This window comes from Acidovorax radicis (assembly GCF_020510705.1).
In the GTDB taxonomy this organism is placed as follows: Bacteria; Pseudomonadota; Gammaproteobacteria; order Burkholderiales; family Burkholderiaceae_C; genus Acidovorax; species Acidovorax radicis_A.
Genome location: NZ_CP075184.1, coordinates 1585311 through 1598388, shown reverse-complemented (window position 1 = coordinate 1598388; position 13078 = coordinate 1585311). Strand labels below are relative to the sequence as shown.

Below are 13078 nucleotides of genomic sequence, written 5' to 3'. Positions count from 1 at the left end.
GCTCAGTCACGTCCGCGCGCAATGGCGAGTATCTCGTCCACTACGCGTGGTGTTGCTGCCCCTGCTGGCGGGCGACTCCCGATGTCTTCGAATTCCTGGTTCGGCTGATCGAGCTCAGCCTCCAAAGCATCCAGCGTGGGAACAGACTGCGCTAGACCCAGCTTGGAAAAGTCGTATTCAGTGTGAATGACCGTTGGCGAGAACGCGAGATTCAACACGCGTTTGCCAAGCAAGGCCGCTTCGAACCCCACGGTGCTGGTCTGCACCAGCACCGTGTCAGCGGCATGCAGTTGCGGGCCAAGACCATCCTGCGCTGAGTTACTCACGTACACCCGCTCTTGCGAACCTTGGTCGGGAAACAGGTGGTACTGCGTGGGGTGGTAGCGCACGATGAGGGCAACGTCCGGGCGTGAGCGCAACCACTGCCGCAGCCGCTGCTCCACCAGCACGCAAAGGCCCGGGCCGGCATACTCAGGCAAAGCTGGCGGCGAAGGCAACTCTAACGAACCGCACCACAGCACTATGTGTTTTCCTTCCCAGCCGTGCATCTGCCGAAAGGCCACACCCTCGGCCGGGCCTGCAGGATCCTGGAGATAGTCATAGGCCGGGCAGCCCGTCACCCGCACGCGCCCATGGTCTATACCGGCGTCGTGCAACTGGCGCGCCGCCAAGTGAGATGGCGCTGTGATGCGATCGGCATAGACCTTGTGACGCAGATAGGTGTCATGCGGGTTGGCGAATACGTCGAGCATGGTCAGGCTCGGCACCCGCCGCATCACCGCCGCCTCGATGGCCGCCTGCTCCGACCGTGGCGAGCTCGTGCTAACGACCACGGCGGGGTTCAGTGATCCGATAAGCCGCCCCATGAACAGCAGCGGCAAGAAGCTCCGCCGCCCCCCCTTCGCGTACAGCTGCTCCGCCTTTTTCTCACCGTACATTTCTACCCAGTCGAGGTAGTTAACGCCTAAATAACAGATGCTCTCGAACTCATCAACATCAGGGTGCTGGTTTTCGGGCCAGAGCTTGCGGCCGTAGTCAAGCGCCTTGCCAGCGTCGACGAGATGCATGAAATCCTTGTAACCCACGGGTTGAAGTCCTATCCTACGGGCCTGCATAAAGCCCAGCGTCAGCGCTAGGACCCAGCAGCGCACTCCGCACGCCTCCAGCGCCTTGACTACTGGAGCCACCTTGGCGATGTGGCCGTTGCCGTAAGTGACGAAAAGAACACCATCCCTATGCAAGGTTACAGGGAAGCCCATCAGAAGAAATCCACATAGCGCCGAAACTCCGCAGGCGGTACCGAGAGAAGCAGTTCATCGCACTCAGCACGCTTGATCTCGGTGAACGCTGCGACAAAGTCAGCGCCCAAGCCTTCACAAAGCGTTTGGTCAGCCTCCAGCGCGTCGAGTGCATCGGGCAAGCTTACGGGTAGGCGTTTGATGTCGCGTGCAGTAAGTTCGGCCAGACTGAGCTGGTAGAGGTTCTCATTGCATGGCTGGCCCGGGTCGAGCTTTCGCTGTATGCCATCCAGGCCGGCATGAAGAATGGCAGCAGTCAGCAAGTACGGGTTGGCCGATGCGTCCGGCACCCGCAACTCAAGTCGCCCCCCGGGGATGCGCACAAAGGCTGTGCGGTTGTTGTCTCCCCAAGCGATATTGATCGGAGCCCAGGTTGCGCCCGAGCGCGAGCCGCGCGATACCAAGCGACGGTAGGAATTAACACAAGGCGCGGCGATGGCGGTAAGGCCCGGCGCGTGCGCAATCAGCCCGCCCAGAAAGTGGTACGCCATTTGCGACAAGTCCATGCCGCGCGGGTCGGATGCATCCTCGAAAGCGTTATCACCAAACTGCTTGCCAGCCGACATGTGCATATGGAGGCCGCTGCCCGAGCGCTCGGCAAACGGCTTGGGCATGAAAGAGCACAGCAGGCCATGCTTCCTAGCGATCGCCTGCGACGCCATCTTGAAATAAATGAGGTTATCCGCCGTTCGCAGGCCATCAGCGTAGGTGAAGTTCATCTCGAACTGGCCGTTGGCGTCTTCATGGTCGATCTGGTAGACGTCGATACCAGCACTGCCCAATGCGGAACGCAGCTCCATGAGGAAGTCAGATACCGATGACAGATGACGGAAGTCATAGCATGGTTTGTCCAGCGACTCCGATTCAGTTGCAACAACCCAGCTACCAGCCATTGCCCCTGGTTTGAGCAGAAAGAACTCCGGCTCCAGGCCCGTGAAAAACTCTAATCCGGTCGCTTCACGAAAATCGGCCAAAGCCTTCTTGGCGATCACCCGTGAGTCGAATGCATGGGGCTTGCCATCCACATGCCCATCACAGGTGACGCTGGCCGTTGATGTCATCCAGGGCACGGGGCGAATCGAATCACGGTCGCCGATGGCCATAAACTCCCGCCCATGCGGCCCCATGCCCATGCCGGCAATCGCGAACCCAGCAAAACCTGCGCCTGCACCAAAAATCATCTCTTTGTGCTTGCCTGGCACCAGCTTTGCCTTGGGCCTGCCGTGGATATCCACGAACTGCGCGAGATAGTAATCAAATTCGGCCATGGTCCTGATGTCTCCGCCTGATGATTCTTAAACGTTTTCCCGGAAGAACTCTTGCAGCCAGAGCTTGGCCATAAGCACGGTGCGCAGTTGCTTGGTGTGGTTGTGCAGACCACTGCGGTGCTCCTCCAGCATGACCTGCAGTTCATTACGGTCAAAACGCCCGCCATCCGGCAGAGCAAGGACCTCCCGCGCCCATTGATAGAGTGGACCTTTGATCCATTCGCCGATGGGCAGCGTTGGCATGGTCTTGGGTCGGAACACAAAATCGCGGTCGTAGTAGCTCTCTGCCGCTTTCTTGAGGAAGTGTTTACCAGCACCTTGATAGAACTTGGAGGTGATGGGCAAGCGTGCGAACAACTCGCTCACCCGATGGTCCAGGAAAGGCGCCCGCCCTTCAATAGACCAGCAAGCGCCCATGCGATCACCCTTGACTGTGTTGTTACCGGGCATGAGCGACGTCAACTCATAGGCGGCCACTTGCTCCATCGGTTCCAGGTCACGAAATGGCTCGATGATGCTCATAAACTTTTCGAGCGCGCCTTCGGTATGGGGCAGAAAAGACGGGCTCATCATGCGCTTGCGGTCTTTTTCGGTGCTGTAACTGATAAGGTCGAAATAGCTACGCATCGAAAAATTGGCACGCGTCATCTCCAAGAAGAACTGCTCGTTATGGCGAAAGCCCAGCATGACCTCGTCGGGGCCATCTCCGGTGAACATGACAATCTTGCCCATCTCGTGCGCCTTGCGCGACAGCAGGTAGAACAGGAAGAAGGAAAAATCCCCGTGTGGTTGCTCCGCGTGCTTGACCACCGAGCGCGCAATCTCCGGAATGTCAGAAGGCTGGATATCCAGCGCGCTCAGGTTGATATTCAGGTCTGCCGCCACGCGTTCGGCGTAGGCGTACTCAGAAAACCCCTTGTCCTCGATGCGCAGGCCAAAGGCATCCAGCTGGGGCCGATTCCATTGAGGAACCAACCGGTTGGCAATGACCGCCGAATCCACCCCTCCCGATAAAAAGAGGCCTCCATCCACATCAAACCGCATCTGCAGTTTGACGGCTTCGTCCAGGGCACGTTCCAGATCGTCCTGCGACGCGTCAACCCGCTCGCCGTCGAGTGGCCAGCTCCAGTAGCGCACGGGCTCGGAACAACTTCCGTTGCTAAAGCGCATGAAGGTGCCAGGCATCAGGTGGCGGATACCTTCAAAGCAGGTCTCTGGTGGTGGACAGTAGTTGAAAGTGAACACGTTGCCCAAAGCCGCTTCATTCACCTTGCGCTCAAACTTCGGCAGCGCAAGGATGGCCTTCATCTCGCTGGCAAATGTAATACCACCTTGATACGGCGCATAAAAGCAGGGCTTGATACCCTGGCGATCGCGGGCCAACATGCCGGTCTGTGTTCGCTGGTCCCAGATGAAAAAGGCAAACATGCCGACAAGATCGTCGAGCATCTTTTCACCCTTTTCACACCACAAATGCACCAGCACCTCGGTGTCACAACGCGACTTGAACTTGTAACCCCTGGCCTTGAGCTGTTCGCGCAATTCGATGAAGTTGAAGATCTCGCCATTAAAGACGACCCATACCTTGCCATCAGTGCTCGACATGGGCTGCATGCCGTTTTCAGGATCTACCACCGCAAGGCGCACATGCCCCAGAACCGCACCGCCCAGATCTTCGACCCCCTGCTCGTCAACTCCGCGGTATTTGATGCAGTCGATCATCTTCCAGACGTCGTCTTTCGTCACCCCCGCAGCATTGACCACACCCGCAATTCCACACATGGTAAATCCTTAATCTTCTATATCGAGTCGTGCAATCTTGCGGCTCAAAGGGGCGCTTTCGACCAATGCCTCATCCGTAGCATCTTCATCAAAGACGCGCTGGAAGATCTCAACCTGGTAGTCAAGGCTGGCCTTCGTTTCGGTCTCGGTGGGTTCGATCAGCATGGCCGACTTGAGATCGCCCGGAAAGTACACGCAACCAGCACCCACCAGCGTGGGCGGATGGATGCCGTAATCAATAAGCCGCTTGGCAAACTGGCGCGCTGAGGTGTTGAGCCTTTCGCCAGACAACAAGGTTTCGTGCTTGCAGAACTGGTTGTACACCGGTGGCAACATGTGGGCCAGTTGGTGTTGCAAATAGTTGGCGTTGAGCACTGCATTTTCTGAAGCCTCGCGCAAACCCCGCGCGCCCATGGTGCGCAGGTAGCCATATGCGCGCAACAGCACGCCCACATGACCATGAAAGCTTTTCATTCGGCCAATGGACAGCGGGCGATCTCCATCAGGCTGTGCAACACCATTTTTCCGAATTACCACCGGACTAGGAAGGTACGGCGCCAGTGCAGCCTTCACGGCCACAGGGCCCGCCCCCGGGCCGCCGCCGCCATGTGGTGTAGAGAACGTCTTGTGCACATTCACATGCACCACATCAAAACCCATGTCACCAGGGCGCACGATACCCATCAACGCGTTTAGATTGGCGCCGTCGTAATACAACAGTGACCCATTGGCGTGTGCGGCATCGGCAATCTCCACGATCTGGTCTTCAAACAAACCCAGCGTGGACGGATTGGTCAGCATGAAGGCCGCCACATCGGACATCAGCATCTCCCGCAGGGACAACATGTCCACGCGGCCTTTGAGATCCGAAGGCACGATCCGGCACTCGAACCCAGCCATGGCCGCAGACGCGGGGTTCGTGCCATGGGCCGAATCCGGCACCAGCACTACCGAACGAGGGGTTCCCAACTGGGCAAAGTGCTTACGGATCACCAGCAAGCCAGCAAGCTCGCCATGCGCGCCAGCGGCCGGGGCCAGGCAGCAGGCATCCATGCCGGTGACTTCACTCACCATCGCCTGAAGCCGCTCGTACACCTCCCACACGCCGCGCAAAGTGTCTGCATCCTGCATCGGGTGGGCATTCGCAAAACCGGACAAGCGGGCCAACTCGTCGTTGCGCTTGGGGTTGTATTTCATCGTGCACGAACCCAGCGGGTAAGGCCCGTTGTCCACCCCATGGGATTCCTGGCTCAGTCGAGTGAAGTGGCGCACCACATCCACTTCGCTCACTTCGGGCAACCCAATTGCAGTGCGCTGACGGGCAAACGATGGCGGCGTCGGTGGGGCCATAGGAGCCTCACCCGCAAAAACGTCGCTGACAGCACCGGGGCGGTGCAAATCGACAATGGACTGAGAGGGAGACGTGGCAGACATATCAAGACTCCTGCAGGCACGCGCATGCATGTTTCACATACACCTGCAGATCGGCAAGGCTTTTTGTCTCTGTCACAGCGATCAGCAAGCCCCTCTCATGGCCGACCAGCGCCTTGTCGATCGGCACGCCAGCAAAAAAACCGAGATCGCGCATACGGGTACAGAACATGGCCGCATCCATTGGCAGCTCAACCGCAAACTCATTGAAATGGGTACCGCTGCGCAGTAGCTTGACGCCCACCAGCGCAGTGAGCGACTCCCGCAGCTGCGCCGCTTTAGCAGCATTCATTTGAGCGATACGCATGAAGTTGCGTTCGCCTAGACAAGCCAAATAAATTGCCACACGAATGGCATTGAGGGCCTGGTTGGAGCAGATGTGGCTGGTGGCCCGGTCACGCGCCACATGCTGCTCTCGGTCCTCCTTTACCAACGCATAACCGAGCTTCCCATTGAGGTCATGCACGCGGCCGACCAAACGGCCGGGCAGGTAACGCTCAAGGGGTTTGGCGCAGGCGATGATGCCAACGTAGGGCCCCCCGGCGCTCAACGGCAAACCCAGAGGCTGCCCCTCGCACACCACGATATCTGCCCCAAGCGTACCAGGCGCCTCCAGCCAACCGCACAGCAATGGGTTGACACACACGGCAAGCAGCGCATTGTTCGATTGACACACCTGTACAACCGCCTGCACATCCTCAATCACCCCCAGGGCATTCGGACTTTGCAAAACAACACCAGCCACATCCCCTGCCATGACCAGATCCGCAATCGCTGCAGTGTTTGCCATGCCGGTTTGTAAATCCTGCCCCACATAGACCAGCTGCAGGCCACGGGGCAACAGGTAGGTGTCCAGCACTTCACGGTATTGCTGCCAAACCGCTTGAGTAACCACCACACGACGTTTACCGCTGGCAGAGCACATCATCCAGCAAGATTCAGCCAACGCAGTGGCGCCGTCATAGACTGAGCAGTTCACGCACTCCTGCCCCAAAAGACGACCCACCAGCACCTGGAACTCAAACAGTACCTGCAGCAACCCCTGACTCATTTCGGGCTGGTAGGGGGTGTAGGCGGTCAGAAACTCCCCGCGAGAGACCATGGCATCCACCACTGCAGGAATGTAGTGCTCGTAGGCACCACAGCCGAGAAAACTGGAGTGGGTCAGCACCGTGGCGTTCATGTCAGCAATGGCCCGCACGTCGCGCATGAGTTCCCATTCACTGAGCGCAGAAGGTAGGCTGAGCGCACGGCGCAATCGCACCTGAGCGGGGATATCAGCAAACAACTGCTCTACCGAATGAAGGCCCATCGCTTCCAACATGGCCTGGACATCCAAGCCCGTGTGCACGTTAAAGCCGACGGGCGTTCGCTCCGTCACAGAGTCATTCTGTCTTTGGTTCACGGGGATGAAAGCGCCTGGTCAAGGCGCGAGGTTAGGCAACAAAACGGGTGAAAAGATTATAGGCAGGCAGCCATTTCGAAACCCTGAGAACAACAAATCCTGGCCCCTTGGTTTCCAGCGTAGCATGCCCAGCTTGCGTGTTGCCGCATGGCGCGACTAGTTTGCAGCCTTACCTCCAAGCCGCCTGATGGACCAGACCAGTATCCGTAGGTCCAGCCAAATGCTGACTTCGCGGGCGTAGCGTAAATCCGCATTGAGCCGCTGCTCATAGGTCGCCTCGGATCGGTACAGCGCCTGCGCCAGCCCCGTGATGCCGGGGCGCACGCTGCAGCGCAAGGCCCAGTCTGCGGTGGTATAGAGGCTGCGCTGCATCGGCACGTCGGGGCGCGGGCCGACCAGGCTCATGTCGCCGCGCAGCACGTTGATGAGCTGCGGCAGCTCGTCGATACTGGTGCGGCGGATGAAGCAGCCCACGCGGGTGATGCGCGGGTCATTGTCGCTGGTGAAATAGGGGCCGATGCTGGCGGCGTTCTTCACCATGCTGCGGAACTTGAACATGCCGAATTCGCGGCCGTTCAGGCCCACGCGGGTCTGGCGGAAAAGCACTGGCAAACCCGTTTCCACGGCAATCGCCAGCGCAGCAGCCAATAGCAGCGGGCTCAGGGCACACAGCACCACCAAAGACAGCACGATGTCCATGGCGCGCTTCAAGCCGCACCCTCCACGGCGCGCCGCGCCATCAACGCGGCCACCGAGCCGATCACACCGCTGATTCGCAGTCGGTCCGCCGCGACCTGACTGGGCGTGCGCGTAGCCAGGGCCTGCTCGGCCTGCCGCAGGGCGGCTACCTCGGCCTCGAAAGGCTGCACGGCAGCGCCCGGCGCGTCGGGCCGGTGAAAGGTGCGCGACAAGATCACCGCCTGCGAGCCCAGGCGCATATGCTCAGCCAGCACATCGCGCCCCGGCAGCAGCCCCTCATCCAACCGCGCAATGCCGCCAAAGCCAAAGCGCAAGCCGTGCGCCCTTGCCTGGTGGGCCACGCTGTCGAGCAGCTCCTGCGCCAAGGGCTCGAACATGAACTGGAAGCCCAGCGAGAGATGCAGGTCGTTCAGGCCCACAAACACTTCGCTCAGGCCGGGCGTGCCGATCCAGCCATTCACTGAGTGCAGCGCGCCCGCCGTCTCCAGCAGCGCCACGATGGGCGCCCGTCCCGCCACGATGCGGCTGAAGGCGTGCAATTCGTCGGGGGTTTGAAACATGGGCAGCATCACCGAATCGGCGCCCTGGGCCAGCACGGTGTCCAGCTCGGCCGACGTGCCGGGGTGCAAGGGATTCACCCGCACCATGAGGCGCGCGCGCTGCAGCTGCGCCTTGATGCGGCCCACATCCTCGGGCTGATGCGTGCTGATGAAGCTGTTGCGCCCGGCCTGACGCACCGCCTTGCCATGGGTTTCAAGATCGACAAACAGGCGCATGCCCGGCAGCGCATCGCAACGGCGTGCCAGCGCGGGGTCGTTGGTGATCTGCAGCAAATCCATCATGATGTGGCCGCCATTATGACCGCAGGGCCTGGCGCAAGCCGGGACCTGCAAGCCAGCCGATAGCTACCACAAAAATAGCAGAAAGCGCACACCAAACAAGGGCTACAACCTGTTTCAACCCAATAGTGCCGGCGGATGCTGCCAGGCCATCGATGGGGCCCAGCCATTGCGCCAGCGTAGCCAGGGCCAGCAACGCGGCCAGCGGCGCCAGCAGCGCCCGCACCGGCACCCAGCGCCGCACGGCAGACGCGCCCAGCGCCGCCCAGGCCACCAGCGCGGCCATCAGAAAGCCAGCGTTCAAGGCCCACATCAATGCATGCCCCGCCGTCAGGCCCCAAGCCCCCACGGCCAGCAGCAGCGCCAGCGCCAGCGCATAGGCCAGCACAGCAAAACGCATGCGCCCCACCGTGGCCAACACCGTCAAGGCCACGGCCAACAGCGCTTGCGGCAACAAGCCCCAGGCACCCGCACCGCCCCAGGTGGCAATCTGCGCCAGTGCGGGCGCCTGCATGCGGCCCCAGCCAAATAGCAGACTGGCGATTGCGGGAGCGCCCACCAGCAGCGCCGCAGCCGCTGCGCAGGCCAGTGTCCAAGCCAGCACCAGGGCGTTGCGTACGGCGGTCGCCATGGCGTCCATGCCCAGGTCACCCAGGTCCGCTTGCCTTGCATGGGCATGGGCGATGGCCGGGAACGCCAGCGACGCCACCAGCTGGATGGCCAGCACCAGGGGCAGTTCGACCAGCTTCCAGGCGTAGTTGAAGGTGGCTAAGGCCCCCTCGCCCGCCCCCGAGGCGAAGGTTCGGGCCACAAAAGGCAGGGTCAAAGGCAGACCCGCCCCCAGGGCCGCCCACAGCCAGATGCGCCAGTCGGGCAGCGCGGCAACGGCAGATTCTGGCGATAGGCTGCGGCGGCGAAGGTTCCGCAGACGCCACCCCTGCCAAAGCAGCCGCAAGGCCACCGCCGCCAGCAGAAAAACGCCCAGCGTCGGTCCTGCAGCGGCTCCCACCCCTTGCCAGCCCACAAGAGCCAGCGCGGCGATGAGCACGGCGTTGACCACCAGGTTGGCGCTGTACAGGCCGACAAAGTCGCGCTCATGCTGCAGCCGCGTCGCCCAGAGGCCTGCCAGCATGGCAGCCGGCAAGGCCAGCGCGCTCCAGACCATGGCCTGGCGCGCTACGCCCTGCAACGCGGGCGAGACCCCCGGCACCAGCAACGCAACCAGGGGCACCTGGGCGATGCACATCACAGCGGCCAGCACCAGCGCCCCCAGCAGCAAGCGCCTAGCCACGCGGTGTTGTGTGGCATTTTGTTGGGACACCGGCTGCTTCGCCCAATGCGGCAGCAGCACATACGCCAGCGCGCCACTGACTAGAACACCGGCCAGCCAGTCGGGAAGTGTCAGCATAACGATGACCACATCGGCCATGCCAGAGTTTCCAAACGCGGCAGCAAGTGCCGTCTCGCGCAGCACACCCAGCACACGGCTGGCGAGCAACAACATTAGCGAGAGCAGGCCAGCCTTGAGGAACATGCAGCAAATTATCAATGCTCAGGAAGACACAAACCCCACATGACACCAGCAAAAAAACTAAAATCACGGGTTTTGGTCCGAAACAACGCCTCTGAACGCCTCTATTTACGGGCGGCTTTCCATGTCTGACAACAATACATCTCACCCCGCCCCCCAAGACGAAAACCAACTCATCGCCGAGCGCCGTGAAAAGCTGCGTGCCCTGCGTGATGTGCAGGCCAACGGCGGTGGCGTTGCCTTTCCCAACAATTTCAAACCCGCACACAAGGCAGCACAACTGCATCTGGACCACAGCGAGGCCACCAACGAATCGCTGGAGGTGGCGCCCGTCACTGTCAGCGTTGCCGGCCGCATGATGCTCAAACGCGTCATGGGCAAGGCCAGTTTTGCCACAGTGCAGGATGGATCGCTGGGCGAGGTGGGGGGACGGATTCAGCTGTATGTCACCCGTGATGCGCTGGGTGAAGACCTGTATGCAGCTTTCAAGCACTGGGATCTGGGCGACATCGTGGGCGCCGAGGGTACGCTCATGAAGACCAAGACAGGCGAGCTGTCGGTCAAGGTGACCAGCCTGCGCCTGCTGACCAAGAGCCTGCGGCCCCTGCCCGACAAGTTCCACGGCATGGCCGACCAAGAGCAAAAGTACCGCCAGCGCTACGTGGACCTGATCACCGACGAGCAGGCCCGCAAGCGCTTTGTCGCGCGCAGCAAGGCCGTCAGTGGCCTGCGCGAGTTCATGGTCAGCCACGGCTTCCTCGAAGTCGAAACACCCATGCTGCACCCCATCCCGGGCGGTGCCAATGCCAAGCCGTTCGTCACACACCACAACGCGCTGGAGCAGGAGATGTACCTGCGCATCGCCCCCGAGCTGTACTTGAAGCGGCTGATTGTGGGCGGTTTCGAGCGCGTGTTCGAGATCAATCGCAGCTACCGCAATGAAGGCATCTCGGTGCGCCACAACCCCGAGTTCACCATGATGGAGTTCTACGCGGCGTACTGGAACTACCTGGATCTGATGGACTTCACTGAAACGCTGATCCGCGAAGTGGCACTCAAGGCCACTGGGTCGCTGCAAATGACCTACCAGGGTCGCGCTGTGGACCTGACACAACCGTTCGCGCGCCTGACCATTCGCGAAACGATCTTTCAGCACACCGAAGCCGGCGCCCATGTGGACGATGCAGCCTGGCTCATCAGCGCGCTCAAGAAGCTGGGCCTGAACGAAGAAAAGAACAAGCTATCCACCCGCACGCTGGCGAGCCTGCAAGTGCTGTATTTTGAAGAAACGGTGGAAGACAAGCTGTGGCAACCCACCTTCATCATGGAGCACCCCACCGAAATCTCGCCCCTGGCGCGTGCCAACGACACCCGCCCCGAGGTGACTGAGCGCTTCGAGCTTTACATCACCGGCCGCGAATTCGGCAATGGCTTCAGTGAACTGAACGACGCCGAAGACCAGGCCGCGCGCTTTCACGCCCAGGTGGCCGCCAAGGACAGCGGCGACGATGAGGCTATGTTCTTCGACCACGACTTCGTGCGCGCGCTGGAATACGGCATGCCTCCCACCGGGGGTTGCGGCATTGGCATTGACAGGCTCATGATGCTGCTGACCGACAGCCCCAGCATCCGCGACGTGATCCTGTTCCCGGCTCTGCGCCGCGAATCCTGAACAAGCATGGCCCCGCTGCTTATTGGCGGGGCAACAACCTGTCAGGCTGTGTCATTCGTTACACGGGTTCGAGGAGTCATCGTGCCATTCACTTCCAGCTCCACCCCATACCCTGCCGGTGAACCACTGCCCACGGGGGGTGGTTTCTCAGTGCTGATAGTTGAAGACATGGCTTCCGTTCGCGCCGCTCTGGTGGCAGAACTTAGGCGTGCGGGGTTATCGAGCATCTACGAAGCCCCCGATGGCAACACGGCCGTTGCCCTCTTCAAGGCCCACCGGCCTGACCTGGTGCTGCTGGACATCAAGCTGCCGGGCCACGATGGCTACTGGGTGGCCCAGCAAATGCGCGAAAGCGAAGCTGGCGACTGGACACCCATCATCTTCCTGTCGGGCCTCGACAACGAGCTCGATGTGTGGCGCGGCATTGAGGTGGGCGGTGACGACTACCTCGTCAAGCCCGTCAAACCCATCGTGCTCATGGCCAAGCTACGCGCCATGCGGCGCCTGCTGGACATGCGCCGCAGGCTGGTGTCGATGTCGGCAGAGCTGCATGCGGCCAACCAAAAGCTCAACGAGATGGTGGAGATCGATGCCCTGACCGGCCTCGTCAACCGCCGTGGTTTTGATCGCCTGCTTCACAACGAGATTGTTGCGGCACGCCGGGATGGAACGCCGCTCACGCTGATGCTGTGCGACCTCGATCACTTCAAGCTTTTCAACGATGCAAGCGGTCACCTGCAAGGCGACGCCTGCCTGAAAGAGGTGGGGCGATTACTGCGCGAAGTATGTGTGCGCCCGCGCGATGTGGCGTCGCGTTACGGAGGCGAAGAGTTTGCGCTGATTCTGCCCAACACCCCGCGCTCGGGCGCCATGACGTTTGCGCGGGCGCTGGGGCAATTGCTCAGGGTGCGCGCCATCGCCCATGCCGACTCGCCGCTGGGTAACAGCCTCACGCTGTCAGGCGGCATCACCACCTGCATACCCGATGGTGGCACCAACGCCGAAAGCATGATCATGCGGGCCGACCAGGCGCTGTATGCAGCCAAGGCGCAGGGTCGCAACCGATTCTTCAGTTTCGAGATGCAGATGGACACCGTGGAGCAACGGCGCGGGTGAGTTTTTTTGAAATGCTTCTTTTCTTCCTTTTCTTTCT

At 60.8% G+C, this 13078-nt stretch carries 10 protein-coding genes; 2 read left to right on the top strand and 8 right to left on the bottom strand.

Features of this window, described 5'->3' with window-relative positions; genetic code table 11:
- Positions 1-2: 2 nt before the first annotated feature.
- The 8 genes from KI609_RS07290 to KI609_RS07255 all read right to left on the bottom strand — a co-directional run bounded on the left by KI609_RS07290 (position 3) and on the right by KI609_RS07255 (position 10256).
- Entirely contained in the window at positions 3-1259 is a 1257-nt protein-coding gene (locus KI609_RS07290; RefSeq protein ID WP_226448580.1) for a hypothetical protein, read from the bottom strand.
- A complete protein-coding gene (gene glnT / locus KI609_RS07285) occupies positions 1259-2566 on the bottom strand; it encodes a type III glutamate--ammonia ligase (RefSeq protein ID WP_226448578.1) in 1308 nt (435 codons plus the stop codon). The genes KI609_RS07290 and glnT overlap by 1 nt, the downstream gene beginning before the upstream one ends.
- A 27-nt stretch (positions 2567-2593) precedes the next feature.
- Complete coding sequence (gene asnB / locus KI609_RS07280) at positions 2594-4348, bottom strand: asparagine synthase (glutamine-hydrolyzing) (RefSeq protein WP_226448576.1); 1755 nt, start codon at positions 4346-4348, stop codon at positions 2594-2596.
- Positions 4349-4357: 9 nt separating this feature from the next.
- Positions 4358-5782: an aminomethyl-transferring glycine dehydrogenase subunit GcvPB gene (gene gcvPB / locus KI609_RS07275; RefSeq protein WP_226448574.1), complete on the bottom strand. Its 1425-nt coding sequence runs from the start codon at positions 5780-5782 to the stop codon at positions 4358-4360.
- A gap of 1 nt (position 5783) precedes the next feature.
- Entirely contained in the window at positions 5784-7184 is a 1401-nt protein-coding gene (gcvPA, locus tag KI609_RS07270; protein ID WP_226448572.1) for an aminomethyl-transferring glycine dehydrogenase subunit GcvPA, read from the bottom strand.
- Positions 7185-7340: 156 nt separating this feature from the next.
- Positions 7341-7895, bottom strand: a complete 555-nt coding sequence (locus KI609_RS07265) for a sugar transferase (protein ID WP_226448570.1) — start codon at positions 7893-7895, stop codon at positions 7341-7343.
- The gene (locus tag KI609_RS07260) at positions 7892-8725 is read right to left on the bottom strand and encodes an aldolase/citrate lyase family protein (protein WP_226448567.1); all 834 of its coding nucleotides are present in this window, start codon (positions 8723-8725) and stop codon (positions 7892-7894) included. Before KI609_RS07260 ends, KI609_RS07265 begins: the two co-directional genes overlap by 4 nt.
- A 13-nt stretch (positions 8726-8738) precedes the next feature.
- The gene (locus KI609_RS07255) at positions 8739-10256 is read right to left on the bottom strand and encodes a lipid II flippase MurJ (RefSeq protein WP_226448565.1); all 1518 of its coding nucleotides are present in this window, start codon (positions 10254-10256) and stop codon (positions 8739-8741) included.
- Positions 10257-10377: 121 nt separating this feature from the next.
- Here KI609_RS07255 and lysS point away from each other — a divergent pair, with 121 nt between their 5' ends.
- Entirely contained in the window at positions 10378-11925 is a 1548-nt protein-coding gene (gene lysS / locus KI609_RS07250) for a lysine--tRNA ligase (protein ID WP_226448563.1), read from the top strand.
- An 81-nt stretch (positions 11926-12006) separates the two neighbouring features.
- Positions 12007-13041, top strand: coding sequence for a diguanylate cyclase domain-containing protein (locus KI609_RS07245; protein ID WP_226448561.1), 1035 nt, complete (start codon positions 12007-12009; stop codon positions 13039-13041).
- Positions 13042-13078 lie beyond the last annotated feature (37 nt).